This is a genomic window from Halomonas profundus, from assembly GCF_020865425.1.
Lineage (GTDB): Bacteria > Pseudomonadota > Gammaproteobacteria > Pseudomonadales > Halomonadaceae > Vreelandella > Vreelandella titanicae.
The window spans coordinates 4317281-4333547 of record NZ_CP086344.1 but is presented as its reverse complement, the minus strand read 5'-3'; the positions used below and the strand labels follow the sequence as shown (position 1 = coordinate 4333547).

Sequence of the window (16267 nt, the reverse complement as noted above, 5' to 3'; positions counted from 1 at the left end):
TTGTGAGAAAGAATTTTATATGCGATATTTTCTCATGTTCTCAAGGATGCTGACTTTTGTCGCTACTGGGTGATGGAACAGTATGTTGCAGAAAACGCGACCGCCCTCACAAACTGAGGGCGGTGGGTAGCGCTAACGGCTGTTTAAAAAAAAGAGGGTAAAGAGGTTAAGAGGCGACCCGGAAAGGATTGCGTGGGTCGTTATCCCAGGCCAGGAAGGGTTGGCCGGTCTCCTGGGGCACCATGGTGATGCAGTTATCTACTGGGCAAGTGATCTGGCAAAGGTTACACCCCACACACTCCTCTTCGATCACTTCATAGCGTCGCGCGCCGTCCTGCTCGGTGAGCTTGGCAATCGACTGGTGGGAGGTATCCTCGCAGGCGATATAACAGCGGCCGCACTCGATGCACAAATCCTGATCGATCTTGGCGATGGTTTTGAAGTTGATGTCGAGGTGTTTCCAGTCGGTGGTTTGCGGTATCGCCTTACGGGAGAACGCCTCGATGGAGTCGTAGCCTTTTTCCGCCATCCAGCGAGAGAGGCCGTCTTTCATCTCCTCCACAATCCTAAAGCCGTTGAGCATCGCTGCCGTACACACCTGCACGCTGCCGGCACCTAGGGCGATAAACTCCGCCGCATCCCGCCAGGTGGAAATGCCGCCAATGCCGGAAATGGGTAGCGTTGGAGTGGACGGATCACGGGCAATTTCTGCCACCATGTTCATCGCGATAGGCTTCACGGCGCTGCCACAGTAGCCGCCGTGAGTGCTCTGGTGGCCCACGGTGGGCTTGGCGACCATATTGTCCAGGTCGATACTGGTAATCGAGTTGATGGTATTGATCAGCGATACCGCGTCGGCCCCGCCGCGCAGCGCCGCCTGGGCACCGACGCGAATATCGGTGATATTAGGTGTGAGTTTGACGATGACTGGTTTGGAGTAGTGCTTCTTGCACCAGTAGGTGACTTTCTCGATCAGGTCGGGGTTTTGGCCCACCGCCGCGCCCATGCCGCGCTCCGGCATTCCGTGGGGGCAACCCAGGTTGAGCTCGATGCCGTCCGCGCCAGTGGCTTCCACTAGCGGCAGAATGTAGGCCCAGGCTTCTTCATTACAGGGCACCATAATGGAAACGATCAGCGCACGATCGGGCCAGTCCTTTTTCACCTGAGTGATTTCTTTAAGGTTGATCTCCAGCGAGCGGTCGGTAATCAGCTCGATATTGTTAAAGCCGATCACCTCGCGGTTTTTTCCGTAGTGGGCTGAGTAGCGGGAGGAGACATTCACCGCAGGCGGCTCTTCGCCAAGGGTTTTCCATACCACGCCGCCCCAGCCAGCTTCATAGGCGCGTACCACGTTGTAGGCTTTATCGGTGGGCGGTGCAGAGGCCAGCCAGAATGGATTGGGGGCTTTAATACCGGCAAAGTTAACCGATAGGTCAACGCCATTGACCACGCTGTCACCGCTGTCTTTCTTACCCGGTGGTGTAAAAGTGAGTGTGTTCATGCGGCCTCCTGCTTGGCGACAAGCGCCTGATGAATGGCGTGAGCCGCCAGTTTGCCGTGTTGCACGGCCTGAACGGTAAGGTCTTGACCGGGCTTCACACAGTCGCCACCGGCATACACATTGGGCAGTGAGGTTTGGAACATCTCATTAACGTGAATGCGCTCGCCGTCCCGGGCAAGCTCAGCGGCGGTGGTATCGCTTAGGCTCGCGCCTTCGAAGCCTTGGCCGATGGCGGTGAAGACAGCATCGGCGGCGATCTCAAAGGTTTCTCCAGTAGGGGTTAAGCGGCCCGCTTGATCATGGGTCTTGGCAAAGCGCATGCCCGTCACGCGGCCTTGATCATCCAGCAGAATCTCGTCGGGCTGGGCCCAGGTCACCATCCGCACGCCGTTGGCTTTGGCAATCTCTTGTTCATGGTCGGTGGCGGACATGGCTTCAATGCCGCGACGGTAAACCAGCGTTACCTCCGTAGCGCCCAAGCGGGCCATTTGGGTGGCCATATCGATAGCGGTATTGCCCGCGCCAATCACGATACAGCGTTTGGCCACCGCAAGGCTGCCCAGATCGTCGGTCTGGCGGAGAACCTTGATGTAGTCCACCGCAGGCATCAGACCGGGTGCTTGCTCCCCGGTTAAACCCAGGGCACGGCTAGCGCCCAGGCCCAAGCTGAGAAACACGCTATCGTACTGATTATGGAGCGTAGCAAGCTCCAGGTTTGCGCCCAGCCGTTGGTCGTACTGGATCTCGATGCCACCGATCTCAAGCAAGAATTCCACTTCCTTGCAGGCGAAGTCGTCGGTCATTTTGTAGCGGGCGATGCCGTGCTCGTTCAGCCCGCCAGGCTTTTGTTCGGCTTCAAAGATGGTCACCTGATGACCGAGCATCGCCAGTCGGTGCGCGCAGGAGAGCCCGGCAGGTCCGGCGCCGACCACGGCCACATGACTGCCGGTAGAAGTGGCGCGTTTGAAGGGGTGGCCGTCAAACTGCATGTGGTCGGTGGCATGACGCTGCAGCAAACCGATCAGCACCGGCTGGCATTCGGCGTCGTGGTTGCGCACGCAGCTGCGCTCGCAAAGAATTTCCGTGGGGCACACCCGGGCGCAGCTGCCGCCTAAAATGTTGGCTTCCAGAATGGTTTCCGCCGCGCCGTTGATATTGTTCTCGCTGATCTGGCGAATAAAGCTGGGAATATCAATATCCGACGGGCAAGCTTCGACGCAGGGCGCATCAAAGCAATAGAGACAACGCTGACTTTCGATCATCGCCTGGCGATGGGTCAGCGGCGGATGTAGATCGCTAAAGTTGCTTGCCAGCGTATCCGGGTCGTAGGTGCCGACCTCTTTTGCGCTGGGTAGGTGGTTCAGTGGGCTAGTCACAGTAAAGCCTCCGCTGTTGTTATGGGCACAGCTGTTATCTTTTTACGGCCATCGGCGCATTCAGCTCGGCGCGCTTGGCCAGCAATTCGAAGACACCGGGGTAGGCGGGGCGCTCCAAATAGCGGCCCGCACCGCGCTCGGCACGCAGCTCACCATCCCGCCACACCCATTTGCCCTTGCTAATGGTGTGACGGGCAATGCCGCGCACCGTTTTGCCCTCGAAAATGTTGAAATCGACGTTCTGGTGGTGGGTTTTGGCAGAAATCGTCCGGGTGCCGTTGGGATCCCACACCACGATATCTGCATCGGAACCTACTTGAATCGCCCCTTTGCGCGGGTAGAGGTTGAAAATCTTGGCGGTGTTGGTCGATGTCAGCGCGACAAACTCCTGGGGCGACAGCTTGCCGGTGTTGACGCCTTCATCCCACAACACGGCGAGGCGGTCTTCCACGCCAGCGGTGCCGTTGGGGATTTTAGTAAAGTCATCCTTGCCCGCGGCTTTCTGATCGGCACAGAAACAGCAGTGGTCGGTGGCGGTGGTTTGCAGATTGCCCGACTGCAAGCCGTGCCAGAGCGCTTCCTGGTGGCCCTTGGGCCGGAAGGGCGGGCTCATCACGTGGGCAGCGGCGCGGCCCCAGTCGGTATCCTGGTAGACGCTATCGTCGATGAGCAGGTGCCCGGCTAAGCATTCGCCATAAACCGGATGACCCTGCTGGCGGGCGTAGGCAATTTCATCCACGGCATCTTTGGTGGACACGTGAACCAGATAGATCGGTGCGCCCAGGGTGCTGGCAATGCGAATCGCCCGGCTGGCCGCTTCGCCTTCCACCTGGGGTGGGCGCGAAAGCGGATGGGCTTCCGGCCCGGTCATGCCCTGGGCGAGCAGTTTTTGCTGCATGTGGTAGACCAGCTCACCGTTTTCGGCGTGAACCGTAGGCACCGCGCCTAGCTCCAGACAGCGCGAGAAGCTTTCCACCAGAATGTCATCAGTGGCCATGATCGCGCCCTTGTAGGCCATAAAGTGTTTGAAGCTGTTCACCCCGTGTTCATGAACCAGGGTGCCCATTTCCTCTCGCACGCTATCGTCCCACCAGGTAATCGCCACGTGGAAGGCAAAATCGGTGGCGGCTTTTTCCGCCCAGCCTTGCCAGGTTTCGAAGGCCTCAAGGAGCGACTGACCTGGCTGTGGGATCACGAAGTCGATGATCGAAGTGGTGCCCCCGGCCAAGGCCGCGGCGGTGCCGGTATAGAAATCTTCGCTGGCCACGGTGCCCATGAACGGCAGTTGCATGTGCGTATGGGGATCGATACCGCCGGGCATCACCAGTTGATCGCTGGCATCGACAATTTCACACCCTTCAGGGACATCTAGATCGGTGCCAATCGCATGGATTTTACCGTCGACACACAGTACGTCTGCGCGGTAGGTATCGGCGTGGGTGACCACGGTGCCGCCCTTGATTAATAAGCTCATCGTTCGCTCCTGTTGTTTTTAAATAGAAAACTTAACCAGCAACCTGTTTTTTACCAGCAGAATCATTCACCGTCGGTCAGGCGGGTATAGGTTTCCGGGCGACGGTCGCGGAAGAACTGCCAGTTGTTGCGTACCTCCCGCACCATGTCCAAATCGATCTCGTGCACCAGCAGCTCGTCTTCTGTTTCGCTGGCCTGAGCTTCGATTTTGCCGCGGGGGTTAACGATATAGCTGGAGCCGTAAAAGTCGCCGATGTTCCACGGCGCCTCGGTTCCAACTCGATTGATCGCAGCGATAAAGCAGCCATTGGCGGCGGCAGAGGCAGGTTGCTCTAACTCCCACAGGTATTGGGAAAGACCGGCCACGGTGGCGGAAGGGTTGAAAATCACCTCAGCGCCGTTGAGAGCAAGCGCCCGCCAGCCTTCGGGGAAGTGACGGTCGTAGCAGATATACACGCCGATTTTGCCGTAGGCAGTATCGAACACTGGCCAGTTGGATTTTCCCGGCTTGAAGAAGAATTTTTCCCAAAAACCGGCTACTTGGGGAATATGGGTTTTGTGGTACTTGCCTAAGTAACTGCCGTCAGCGTCGAATACCGCTGCGGTGTTGTAGTAAACACCGGTTTCAGTCTCTTCATACACCGGCACGATGATCACCATGCGGTGCTCGGCGGCGAGCTTCTGCATCATCTGGCAGGTAGGGCCTTCCGGTACCCGCTCGGCGGCGGCGTACCACTTGCCGTCCTGGCTGGGGCAAAAGTAGGGCTGGTTAAACACTTCCTGGAAGCAAAGCACCTGCACGCCCTGGTCAGCCGCTTGCTGAATCATTGGCAGATGTGCCTCGTTCATGGCGTCGCGAATAGCTTCTGGTTCAAGGTCGGTGCTGGTTTTCAGGCCCATCTGAATCAACCCGATTTTCATCTTCTGCATGAGACGCTCCCTCTGATTGTTGATGTGTAGCGTATGTTTGTAGTGTTCTTGAAACTAGTTTTGTAAAGCTGACGAAATAGACAGCTTTTGTTGAAAGTAGCGCTGGGTAGGTGTTTTTAGCAAGTCTTTAAAGGAGATTTGTTAAATCGTCTTTAACTCATTGAGTTTGCTTATTTTTATTGTTCCATTTGGTGATATTCACTTTTTTGGTGAGGTCTTGCACTGTTTTGGATGGTTTTTTTATTCTTTTAAAATCATTGGTTTGGTATATTTATAGCGAGTGTTTTTGGTTTTTTTCTGTTTGAAATTGGTGCAAATATTTTTTTTGATCTAGCTTTGTTTAGTTGGTTTTTGTTTTAGGTGGGGAAAATATAAAGATAACAAGCTAACAATAATAATGTTGTCCAGAAAGGCAGCTTTTTAATCAATGAGTTAATTGATCTGCTTTTTCAAGTAGGCATGCTTATTGCTTGTTTTCTAAAAGCTATGGTTTCTAAGAACGATGGTTTTGAAAAACAATGGTTTCTAAAAGCCATGATTTCTAAGCGCCTTTTTGAAAAGCTCCACTGGCCGTGGGAGCTAGGCAGCGCAATAACGCAATGCTGAGGAGATAAAAAATGACCGAAACAACCTCTCAGATGGTGGATCGAGGTGGGCTGATAGAGCTAGATGTAGGGGACGATGTACGCAGTAGTTCGCGCTTTAATGAGGATATTGCGCCTACCCAGGCCAGCGAGCGCTCCTGGAGTAAGTGGAATATTGCGGCACTCTGGGTAGGCATGTCGATCTGCGTGCCCACCTACACCCTAGGCGGGGTATTAACCGCCTACTTCGGGCTGAGCGTGGGGGAGGCGTTGTTTGCCATTTTGTTGGCCAACGTGATCGTGCTGATTCCTCTTACCTTAAACGCCTTTCCCGGTACGAAGTTTGGTATTCCTTTTCCGGTGGTTTTACGCTCTTCGTTCGGTATTTTAGGTTCCAACGTACCCTGTCTGGTGCGCGCCCTGGTCGGCTGCGGCTGGTTTGGTATTCAAACCATGTTTGGCGGTTTGGCCATTCATCTGTTGCTCTCCGAGTTGATTCCCGCTTGGGCTGCGATGGGCGGTGTTGGTGAAGTCATCGGCTTTTTTGTCTTTGGTGCGATGAATCTCTATGTGGTGATTCGTGGTGCAGAGTCGATTAAATGGTTGGAAACCTTCGCCGCACCGCTGCTGTTAGCCGTTGGTGTTGGGCTGATGATATGGGCGTGGCCAAATATGTCGATGTCCGAACTACTGGCACAGCCGCCGTCGCGGCCTGAAGGGGCATCGGTATACGGCTACTTCTTCGCGGGCTTAACCGCCATGGTGGGTTTTTGGGCCACGCTGTCGCTGAATATTCCCGATTTCAGTCGCTTTGCCAAAAGCCAAAAAGATCAGATCGTTGGTCAGGTGATTGGGCTGCCGCTAACGATGTTTTTCTTTGCCGCACTCGGTGTCGTGTTAACCGCTGCTTCCGAAACGCTGGTAGGGGAAACCGTTGCCGACCCGGTACGTTTGATTGGCTATATCGACAGCCCCTTCTGGGTGGTACTGGCGATGCTGTTGATCATTATCGCCACGATCTCTACCAATACGGCTTCTAACATCGTGTCGCCTACCAACGATTTTCAGAACATTGCGCCCAAATTGATTAACCAGACGCGCGGCGTGCTGATGACTGGCGCGGTGGGCGTGTTGTTGATGGGCTACGATCTGCTGCAAAAAGCGGGCGTTATTCCGCCAGGGGTTTCTCTGGAGCAGATGTACTCCAACTGGCTGCTGGGTTACTCCAGCCTGCTGGGGCCCATCGCGGGCATCATGGCGGTGGACTACTTCCTGATTAAAAAGCAGCGTTTGGATGTGCCCAGCCTGTATATGGATAACCATGCTTATCCTGCGGTGAACATCGCGGGTTTTATCGCCTTTGGCGTGCCAGTGGCGCTTACGTTGCTATCGCTGTTAACTGGCACCATGAACTGGTTCTACGACTACGGCTGGTTTACCGGCTCGGCGCTGGGGGCAATTGTTTACTATGTGGCAAGCCAAGTGTTGGCGTCATCGCCCCAGGCGGGGCCAGCGCCGATAATGGCCAATGAGGCAACCGAGCAGCGTTAAACATACTGCCGGGTTTAGCTGCTTTTGATTAAGCGTAGAAACGCATCGACCACTCGGTTGGGGCGGCGGTCGTGGCGGGTGATCAGCACAAAGGGGATGCGGTAGTGCTGCGTGTTGGCATGCAACGCTCGCATCTTGCCCGCTGCCACCCACTGTGCTGCGACGTGTTCAGGCAGAAAGCCGATAAAGCGCCCGGTAAGAATCAAAAAGGCTGCGCCTTCGCGGTCGGATGCCGAAGCTCGCAGGCTTAGCGCGTCATGCGCCTGCCGGGCCTCAATCGGTAGCGGATAGCGGGGTGAAATAGCCGAGTGTTGGGCGATATCTGCACAGCTAAGCGTATCATCATCCTCAGTAAACAGCGGATGGCCAGCCGCGCAGTAAAGATACGATGGCTCGTCGTAAAGGTGCCGCGCTTCTAAGCTGGTGGGCAGGTTCACTGCAGGCACTACGCCGACGTGCAAGTGGCCATCCATGACGCCTCTAATGACCGCGTCAGAAGGCTCCATATGAATGTGCAGCGTTACCTCATGCTCCGGCGCGCTAAGCTCTGCCAGGGCGTTGGTCACGTGCATGGCGGGTAGCGTTACCAGGTTGTCGGTGATGCCGATATTCAGCTCGCCTTTGATCGTTTGATGCAGCGCGTTAACGTCGCTTTTAAACGTTTCAAGCGCGGTCAGTAGCGTTAACCCTGCCTGATAAATCTCTTTACCCTCTTCGGTTAAACTAAACCCGCCACGCCCCCGCTGGCAGAGCGAAAACCCCAGCCTCCCCTCCAAGTCGTTCATGTGTTGGCTAATCGCCGAACGACTAATGCCCAGCGTGGTTTCCGCCGCGGTAAAGCCACCGCACTCAACGACCGTCTTAAAAATACGGATTAGGCGTATCTCGTAGTCGCTCATTTGGCCCAGCGATGCCATAACAATTTCCTGGTAGATTGGCTATCCATGCATAACGTCACGCTTTTCAGGGCATTAACGGTGATAAAAACTGATATACATCCTAAAAGCACCGCGGCACTATCGGATAAAGCCACGTGTCAGCGCGTGTTATGTATCATTTTTAGTTACTTTTTACACTGTATCAGGTGTCCCCCTGGGTTACCTGAATAAGGCTTCTGCGCGATGTCCGCTACCTCCAATGATGTAAATGATGATGTATTGAAAGCCACCAAGACTTATCGCCAACAGCGCCGCCATGTGATTGCGCTATATCTGCTAGCACTGCTTGTCATGATGGTGCTTTTCGGCTGGCTGCTGAGTGAACAGTATCGGCAAGAAATTGAGGCCGCCGAGTCGCGGATTACCGCCCGCGCTAATGTGGTTGCTGAGTGGGCAAAAGGCGTATTTGCACAAAGCGGGCAAGCGCTTTTTGGGCTTGCTGAGATGCTAACCCTGCAAGGCATGCCAGATAGCGATAATGCCCAGGCCCTTCAGCGCTCGCTAGAAAACCTGACCCTGTATGTGCCCATGGTGGACGAAATCGCTGTGTTGAGCGCTGAAGGTCGAGTAATGGCGAGTGGCCGCAGCAGCCGAAGAGCAGGTGCTGATATCAGCGATACGACGTTGTTTAATGCCTTTAAGCAAGCAGGACAAGAAGAACTGATTACCCCGCTTTACTGGTCTATCAGTGACCAACGCTACTATTTGTACCATGGTCGACGATTAGAAACCTCGTCCGGCGAGTTTGCTGGGGTGGTCATCTCTAGCATTGTACCTGAAGTGTTTGCCGACGCCCTGGAGCAGATGAGTGTCTATGACGGCGAGAGCATTGCCCTGGTCGACCCCGGATTAAAATTTATTGCTCGCTACCCGACCCCCGAAAAGCCATTTTCGATTGGCAGTCAAATTGAGAGTCCAGAAACGGCCGAGTGGCTTACCCGTGGTAAGTCCACATGGTCAATCAACATTGACTCACCTATTGATGGCCGAAAACGGCTGTTTCGCATGCTGAGAGTAGGCGAGTATCCGATGCTGGCTGTGGTTGGCGTTGATCTTCACGAATTGCTCTCGGCCTGGCGGCAGCGTGCTTTGATTTTAATGTTGGTGACGGCAGTGATTGCCCTGCTGGGTGCTTGGGGGGCGCGCCACTACCTGAATCGTTTAGCGTTGTCGCATCAACTGCGTCAGCGTATTGAGGAGCGTGAACAGGCTCGTGCCGAGGCCCAAATCGCTGCTGCCGCCTTCCAGACGCACTTAGGCATCCTTATTACCGATCCACAGGGCATCATTCTTAAGGTGAATGAGACCTTTAGCCGCATTACCGGCTATAGCGAAGCGGAGATAGTGGGTAACAATCCGCGCATGTTTAGCTCTGGGCTACAAAACGCCGCCTTTTACCGCCGTTTATGGAAGCGTGTTATCAAAACCGGCAACTGGGAAGGCGAGATATGGAACCAGCGTAAGAATGGTGAACTGTTTCCCGAGTGGCTAACCATTAGCGCTGTCTACAGCGTTGAGGGCACCTTAACTCACTACGTGGCCACCATGAGCGATATCAGCGAGCGTAAAGCCGCTGAGCAAGAGATTCATCAGTTAGCATTTTATGACACCTTAACCGGGTTGGCCAACCGGCGGCTGTTTATGGATCGCATAGGTAATGCCCTTAAAGAGCTTCAGCGCCATCAGCGTTGCGGCGCACTGCTATTTATCGATATCGATAACTTTAAGCAAATCAATGACACTCTGGGGCACTATGCGGGGGATCAAGTATTGCAGAGCGTTGCTCGGCGAATGGGGCAGATGTTGCGCGATACCGATACCTTGGCGCGGCTGGGAAGCGATGAATTTGCGGTATTAATCGAAGGCGTGGATAGCAATTACGCTCAAACCACCCGGCTGGCAGAGCGTATTGCGCACAAGCTGCTGGCAACTCTTAACGAATCAATCACTCTGGCCGAAGAGAGCATCACGGTGACGGGGAGCATTGGTATTGCGATCATGGCCAGCAATGAGTACGGCGTGGATGACTACCTGCAGCAGGTAGATATGGCGCTCTTTCAGGCTAAGAACAACGGCCGCCATGGCGTGTGCTTTTTTGACCCCTCGATGCAGGCTGCGCTACTGGCCCATGTGAAATTAGAAGCGGATCTGCGCCAAGCGCAGGCCAGCCAGCAGTGGCAGCTCTATTATCAGCCCCAAGTGGATCACCATGGCGTGATCACTGGCGTTGAGGCGCTGCTGCGCTGGCATCATCCTGAACGCGGCATTGTTTCACCAGGCGATTTCATTCCGCTGCTGGAAAGCAATGAGCTGATAAACGATGTAGGCGAATGGGTATTGGAAGATGCCTGCTATCAATTAGCGCGTTGGGCGCAGCATCCACGGCTAAGCAAACTGACCATATCGGTGAATATTAGTCCGCTTCAGTTTCGCGATGAGCAGTTTCTGGCTCGTGTAGAGGGGGTGTTTGCGCGCACTCAGGCGCCGCTTCAGCGGCTAAAACTGGAGGTGACCGAGTCACTGTTTGTGGAAGCGCGAGACGACGCCAGAGATAAAATGCTTGCCCTTAAAGCGCGCGGTGTACGCTTCTCTCTGGATGATTTTGGTACCGGCTACTCGTCCCTGGCCTATTTAGCGCAACTGCCGCTGGATCAACTAAAAATCGACCAATCCTTTGTGCAGCAGGTGCTCGAAAGCCAAGCCAACGCAGCGATTGTCGAGAGTACCATTGCCCTGGCAGAGAGCCTCAATCTAGAGGTCATTGCAGAAGGCGTAGAGACCAAAGCGCAGCAGGCGTGGCTACTGGCGCACGACTGTCACGCTTATCAAGGCTATCTGTTTGGGCGGCCGGTTACCGCAGAGGCCATCGAGAGATTGATTACGGGCGCTTAACCCAGCCTCAGTAAGCGGAGTTGGCCTTCGATATCGAGAGCGGGGCTCATATCGGGAAGAATAACTTCCAGCCGGGAGTCTTGCCGCCACGCGCTGCTTTCAACGCTCAGCGTACCTCCGGCGCGGTTAAAGCGTTTCCAGCCGCTATCGGTATGAAACACGCCTTTAATGCGTGCCTCTCTGGGGAGTTCTCCCAAACAGGTGGCCAAGCTATCCAGGTCGAAGCGCTCGCTTGGGTGCCAACGTAACCCCGTACTGGTGTAGCCCAGCGAAGTGCCGGTTTCACGCTGGGGCTTGCCGGGCGGGGGCGGAAAATCAAAAAAAGACCCGGCTAAGCTGGGTGTTGCCGCCAACTGTTGATGGTTGGCGGGTACGCTGATATCGCTCCCTTCGGCGCGTCCGCTCTGGGTCAACAGTCCTATGGGTAGTTCGCCTTGGGGAGCTTCCTGCACCCATTTACGCGGCGGCCAGCGCTGTGCCACAAACGCATGAGCGGCGCCGAGCTGCTCGGGCGTGCTCTGGTCGAGCATGGTGAGTGCCACGGCATCGGCCATATCAAGCTGGTCGCGGAAGGTGTCGTGCGTTCGGGAGCGGGCGTCATCTAATCGGCGTGGGTCGAGAGTAGCAATAATATCGCGTACCTCGACCACTTCCTGGAAGGCTTCCCCTCGCAGTAGATCCAACAGACCTGCCGGGTGGCCAAGGCCTGAGGGCTCGATGATGACGCGATCAGGCTTGCTGCGTGCGAGTAAATTCACCAGCGCCGCTTGCAGTACAAAGGCGAGCTGGCAGCAAAGGCAGCCGCCGGGAAGGCCCTTCACCACCACATCGTCACGGGCATCAAACATCGCCTGGTCGATGCCGATTTGGCCAAACTCGTTGACCAAAATGGCCCAGGTTTCATCCACAGGCTTCTGTTCGATGAGGCTGTGGATAAGCGTTGTTTTACCGCTGCCTAGAAAGCCGGTAATGATATGCACCGGCACTTTTGCCAACCGTTCTGACGCTGCCAACGCCTAGCCCCCTGTCATATTCATAAAGCGTACTACCTGCACATCACCATCGGTGGTGAAGTGATGGCGTTCTGGCTTAAGCGGCAGGGCGTTGATGATCGCCTCTTTTAGCGCCTGCATATTACCGGGGTGACGGCGTAGCACGGCGCGAAGGTCGACCGAGTGTTCGTTGCCTAAGCACAGCAGCAAACGGCCTTCCACGGTCACGCGCACCCGGTTACAGGTATCGCAAAAGTTGTGGCTATGGGGGGAAATAAACCCAACCCGGCTGTCGCTATCGGCCATCTTGAAGTAGCGCGATGGGCCGGGTGTGGTTTCGGTCGTGGGGATCAGCGGATAGCGCGTTTCGATCAAGTCTTGAACGTCATCGCTGGAGTAGAAGGTTTCCGCCCGTGAGTGGTCAGAAACATCGCCCAGCGGCATCTCTTCGATAAAGCTAATATCGAGGTTTTCCTGGCGTGCAAAGGTGACCAGGTCTATTACTTCGTCGTCATTGCGACCTTTTAAGATCACCGCGTTGAGCTTGATGCGTTTAAAGCCCGCTTCCTGGGCGGCATGAATGCCGTCGATCACTTTGGCTAAATCGCCGGTGCGGGTGAGCTGCTTAAAGCGCTCCGCATTTAGCGAGTCCAGACTAATGTTCAGCCGCCGCAGACCGCTTGAGTAAAGCTGCTTGGCGTGCTTGCGTAGGCTGGCGCCGTTAGTGGTCATGGTGAAGTCGTTAAGGCCTGGCATGGCGCCGATTTCATCGACCAGTTGCTCAATTCCGCGGCGTACCAGCGGTTCGCCGCCGGTAAGGCGAATTTTCTCGACCCCCAACTCAGTGAAGGCGCGCGCCACCATGGCGATCTCTTCCAGCGTCAGTACCTGGGCGCGGGGCAGAAACGTCATCTCCTCGCTCATGCAGTACACGCAGCGGAAATCGCAGCGATCGGTGACCGAGATGCGCACGTAGCTAATGCGCCGACCAAAGTCGTCGATCAGTTGCTGGTCAGCGTCTGGCTGGACAGATCGCTGCTGATTAGCTTGTGGTTGTGCGGGTCGTTGCTCGGTCATAGCCATCCCGTTAGTGGTTGTATGCTGACTACCTCGCCTGGCTGGGCGCCTGCCTGGTCGTCGGCAAGCTCAATCAAGCAGTTAGCAGCCACCATCGAGGTTAAAATGCCCGAACCCTGGGCGCCGGTACTACGCACGAGTAACCGTCCTTCGCTATCAGTATGGTAAACGCCACGGATAAAGTCAGTGCGCTTCAAGCGACTTTTTATGGCGGTGTCGGCAATCGCAGTAAGGCGATGGGGTGTTGATGTCGGCTGCCCATACAGCCGATCCAGCAGCGGCGAGACAAACTGTAGAAAGGTTACCATGACCGCCACTGGATTGCCGGGCAAGCCAACAAACGGTGTGCGCTTTTCACCCAGCCAGCCGCAAGCCATGGGGCGCCCAGGTCGCAGCGCTACCCGCCAGAAGGCTAGGCGGCCTAACTGTTCCAGAGCCTCACGGGTAAAGTCAGCCTGGCCAACGGAAACACCGCCGCTGGTGATTACCAAATCGCTCTGCTCTGCAGCGTCTTCAAGGGCCGTTTTAATGGCGTTTAAATCGTCTGGGAGAATGCCCAGGTCAATGACATCGGCGCCGTGTTCGGCAAGCAAGCCCATCAGGGTGAAGCGATTGGCATCGTATATACCTGCTTTGGGCAGCGGCTCACCGGGAGCAGCGACTTCATTGCCAGTGGAAAAGATCGCCACCCTTGGGCGCTGACATACGGCAACATCTGCGTAACCTAACGACGCTAAAAGCCCTAGGGCCGCCGCATCGAGCCGTGCTCCCGCAGGCAGTGCCGTGTCGCCGAGGCCAATATCCTCACCGGCCTGGCGAACATGTTGGCCGTGTTTGAGGAGTTCTGGCGACTCGATGATCACATGCCCAGGCTGCTCATCTAACGGTTCGCGGAGCTGTTCACTCATCACCACGGTATCGGTGCCCGGCGGCAGTGGGGCACCGGTGGTGATGCGTACACAGTGACCGGCAGGTACTAATTCGCGGCGATACTGACCGGCCAACACCTCTCCAGCCAACGGCCAGCGGGTCTGCTTGGCTCCAACACCTTCTCTGGGCAAGGCTAGCGCTACGCCGTCCATGGCCGCATTGGTATTTTGCGGCACGTTAATGGGGGCTTTCACGGTTGTGGCCAATCGGCGACCATGAGCCTGCGCCAGCGGAATCCGTTCGCTGCCCAGCGGGCGTTCAATCAAGGTGGCGAGCGCCTGACGCGCTTCGTCCACGCTGAGCATCTGCTCGCCAAGATCAAAGCAGGAGAGGGTCATTTCACCTCCTTGCTCGAAGAACCCATGAGTACTTTTTCCAGGTGCAGCTTCTCTTCCTCAGTATTAAGGTTAGCAAAGGCATCAGGGCAGTCCGACATATCAACCTTGCACCAAGCATGGCGAGCGTACCAACGATCGATCTTACGCTCGCCCTCGGCCAAGGTGGCGGCCAAATCATCGGCCAGCGAGGTGCGCAGTAGTGCAACTACCGGGTGCAGCCGTTCGCCATCAAAAGCCACAGCGATATCATGCTGGCCAATACCTTGTACCATGCGCGCCACTAAATCGTCAGGTAGGGCGGGGGAGTCGCAGGGAACGACCAGTAGCCACGGCGTTTTTGCCGCCTGCAGGCCGCTATAGATCCCCATCAAAGGGCCTTTAAAGCCGCCTTCGGCACCGTCCATTACAACATCCGCTATAACGCGATCGGCAAAAAAGCGGTAGGCGTCAGCATTGCGGTTGGCGTTAATCAGTAGCTCGGCCACCTGACCTTCAAGGCGCTTCACCACATGGCCGACGAGTGGCAGGCCCGCAAAAGGCTCCAGCCCTTTGTCACGACCGCCCATTCGGCGCCCTTCGCCGCCCGCGAGAACCATGCCAGTGAGGTCGTGAGTAGGGATCATGAGCTTGCCTTTTTTGATGAGCGGTATTCTTGCGATGAACGGGCATGGGATGGGCGCGGTGGAATAGCGTCCAGGGCTAAACGGTTTTGGGTGTTGATCGCTTGGAAATGGCGCCCTTTGGCGCGGGCAATTAACATCACGCCGAAGCGTTCGGCCAGTTCGACGCCTTTTTGGGTGACGCCTGAGCGAGAAACCAGCACGCTAATGCCCATTTGTGCCACTTTGAGTACCATTTCGGAAGTCAGTCTCCCAGTGGTGTAGAAAATATCCGCATTGGCGCTGTCGGCCTGTTGTAGCCATTGGCGCCCCGCCAAGGTATCCACCGCGTTATGCCGTCCTACGTCTTCAACAAAGTCGAGTACGTCGGTTTGCTGGCACAGCGCGCAGCCATGAACGGCGCCAGCGCTGCGGTAGGTCTCGTTGTAGGCGTTAAGGTTTTGCAGCAGCTGATAAAGCGTGGATTGTGCCAATTGAGTATCGGGCAGCGCCGTGAGAGCGGTTTGGTCGAGCAGTTTACCAAATACCGTGCCCTGGCCGCAGCCGGTGGTGACCGTACGGGTGCTTAAGCGTATTTCTAAATCCTCGGGCAGATGGCGAGTAATCACTACCGCGGCTTCTACTTCCCAATCGACTTGCACGGCCTCTAAATCAGCCGCGGCGTTCAGCAGCCCCTGATTGCGCAGATAGCCGACCACCAGAGCCTCCGGGTCGTCACCCAAGGTCATCAAAGTGACAATTTCACGCTTGTTGAGGTAGACCGTCAACGCTCTTTCAGCGGCAATCGCCTGCTGGCGTGCATCGCCATACTCGTCAACGATGCTGATCTCGGTAGTGGCCGGTAAGCGGGCTCGGCTTAACTGAGGGGCGTGCATCCGCAATCCTCGCTGCTGATATGAAAGCATCTGAGCCTGATAAAATACCTGAGTAAAAAGGTCAGAGTTGACGATGATGGCGCTGGAGAGGCTTACTTGTCTACCTGTTCGACTGCTATCCGTTCAAAGTCTAGGTGCTTCGCTTAAGTACTGTGCTCAAGTGCTGTGCTTAGATACTTCGCTAAGGGGT

Annotated in this window: 12 protein-coding genes; 2 read left to right on the top strand and 10 right to left on the bottom strand. The window is 55.7% G+C overall.

The annotated features are described in order from the left end of the window. Nucleotides 1-166 precede the first annotated feature (166 nt). The 4 genes from preA to LMS44_RS19725 form a co-directional block, all read right to left on the bottom strand. Nucleotides 167-1501: an NAD-dependent dihydropyrimidine dehydrogenase subunit PreA gene (gene preA, locus LMS44_RS19740; RefSeq protein ID WP_159177409.1), complete on the bottom strand. Its 1335-nt coding sequence runs from the start codon at nt 1499-1501 to the stop codon at nt 167-169. Then, a complete protein-coding gene (locus LMS44_RS19735) occupies nt 1498-2877 on the bottom strand; it encodes an NAD(P)-dependent oxidoreductase (RefSeq protein WP_278370304.1) in 1380 nt (459 codons plus the stop codon). The genes preA and LMS44_RS19735 overlap by 4 nt, the downstream gene beginning before the upstream one ends. A gap of 34 nt (nt 2878-2911) precedes the next feature. Beyond that, nucleotides 2912-4351: a dihydropyrimidinase gene (gene hydA / locus LMS44_RS19730; protein WP_009285886.1), complete on the bottom strand. Its 1440-nt coding sequence runs from the start codon at nt 4349-4351 to the stop codon at nt 2912-2914. 62 nt (nt 4352-4413) lie between these two features. Then, nucleotides 4414-5280: a nitrilase-related carbon-nitrogen hydrolase gene (locus LMS44_RS19725; protein WP_138799335.1), complete on the bottom strand. Its 867-nt coding sequence runs from the start codon at nt 5278-5280 to the stop codon at nt 4414-4416. A 617-nt stretch (nt 5281-5897) separates the two neighbouring features. Here LMS44_RS19725 and LMS44_RS19720 point away from each other — a divergent pair. After that, the gene (locus tag LMS44_RS19720) at nt 5898-7415 is read left to right on the top strand and encodes an NCS1 family nucleobase:cation symporter-1 (RefSeq protein ID WP_278370300.1); all 1518 of its coding nucleotides are present in this window, start codon (nt 5898-5900) and stop codon (nt 7413-7415) included. Between the two features lie 14 nt (nt 7416-7429). Here the strand turns inward: LMS44_RS19720 and LMS44_RS19715 are convergent, their stop codons facing one another. Then, entirely contained in the window at nt 7430-8332 is a 903-nt protein-coding gene (locus LMS44_RS19715; protein ID WP_009285883.1) for a LysR family transcriptional regulator, read from the bottom strand. Between the two features lie 204 nt (nt 8333-8536). Here LMS44_RS19715 and LMS44_RS19710 point away from each other — a divergent pair, with 204 nt between their 5' ends. Continuing rightward, a complete protein-coding gene (locus LMS44_RS19710) occupies nt 8537-11245 on the top strand; it encodes a bifunctional diguanylate cyclase/phosphodiesterase (protein WP_498946187.1) in 2709 nt (902 codons plus the stop codon). Here the strand turns inward: LMS44_RS19710 and LMS44_RS19705 are convergent. Genes LMS44_RS19705 through LMS44_RS19685 form a run of 5 tightly spaced genes read right to left on the bottom strand, consistent with a single transcriptional unit; the run spans nt 11242 to nt 16077 of the window. Beyond that, complete coding sequence (locus LMS44_RS19705) at nt 11242-12258, bottom strand: CobW family GTP-binding protein (RefSeq protein WP_498946185.1); 1017 nt, start codon at nt 12256-12258, stop codon at nt 11242-11244. The genes LMS44_RS19710 and LMS44_RS19705 overlap by 4 nt on opposite strands. Nucleotides 12259-12261: 3 nt before the next feature. Next, complete coding sequence (gene moaA, locus LMS44_RS19700; RefSeq protein WP_022521823.1) at nt 12262-13314, bottom strand: GTP 3',8-cyclase MoaA; 1053 nt, start codon at nt 13312-13314, stop codon at nt 12262-12264. Beyond that, the gene (gene moeA, locus LMS44_RS19695) at nt 13311-14582 is read right to left on the bottom strand and encodes a molybdopterin molybdotransferase MoeA (RefSeq protein WP_138799338.1); all 1272 of its coding nucleotides are present in this window, start codon (nt 14580-14582) and stop codon (nt 13311-13313) included. Before moeA ends, moaA begins: the two co-directional genes overlap by 4 nt. Next, complete coding sequence (gene mobA / locus LMS44_RS19690) at nt 14579-15205, bottom strand: molybdenum cofactor guanylyltransferase MobA (RefSeq protein ID WP_009285880.1); 627 nt, start codon at nt 15203-15205, stop codon at nt 14579-14581. Before mobA ends, moeA begins: the two co-directional genes overlap by 4 nt. Beyond that, nucleotides 15202-16077, bottom strand: coding sequence for a formate dehydrogenase accessory sulfurtransferase FdhD (locus LMS44_RS19685; RefSeq protein WP_138799339.1), 876 nt, complete (start codon nt 16075-16077; stop codon nt 15202-15204). Before LMS44_RS19685 ends, mobA begins: the two co-directional genes overlap by 4 nt. Nucleotides 16078-16267: the final 190 nt, after the last annotated feature.

What these genes read in the sequence shown, in the direction of transcription:
- LMS44_RS19685 (WP_138799339.1), bottom strand. Translation starts at nt 16,077, where the DNA reads ATGCACGCCCCTCAGTTAAGCCGAGCCCGCTTACCGGCCACTACCGAG.
- hydA (WP_009285886.1), bottom strand. Translation starts at nt 4,351, where the DNA reads ATGAGCTTATTAATCAAGGGCGGCACCGTGGTCACCCACGCCGATACC.
- mobA (WP_009285880.1), bottom strand. Translation starts at nt 15,205, where the DNA reads ATGATCCCTACTCACGACCTCACTGGCATGGTTCTCGCGGGCGGCGAA.
- LMS44_RS19710 (WP_498946187.1), top strand. Translation starts at nt 8,537, where the DNA reads ATGTCCGCTACCTCCAATGATGTAAATGATGATGTATTGAAAGCCACC.
- LMS44_RS19715 (WP_009285883.1), bottom strand. Translation starts at nt 8,332, where the DNA reads ATGGCATCGCTGGGCCAAATGAGCGACTACGAGATACGCCTAATCCGT.
- preA (WP_159177409.1), bottom strand. Translation starts at nt 1,501, where the DNA reads ATGAACACACTCACTTTTACACCACCGGGTAAGAAAGACAGCGGTGAC.
- LMS44_RS19725 (WP_138799335.1), bottom strand. Translation starts at nt 5,280, where the DNA reads ATGCAGAAGATGAAAATCGGGTTGATTCAGATGGGCCTGAAAACCAGC.
- moeA (WP_138799338.1), bottom strand. Translation starts at nt 14,582, where the DNA reads ATGACCCTCTCCTGCTTTGATCTTGGCGAGCAGATGCTCAGCGTGGAC.
- LMS44_RS19720 (WP_278370300.1), top strand. Translation starts at nt 5,898, where the DNA reads ATGACCGAAACAACCTCTCAGATGGTGGATCGAGGTGGGCTGATAGAG.
- moaA (WP_022521823.1), bottom strand. Translation starts at nt 13,314, where the DNA reads ATGACCGAGCAACGACCCGCACAACCACAAGCTAATCAGCAGCGATCT.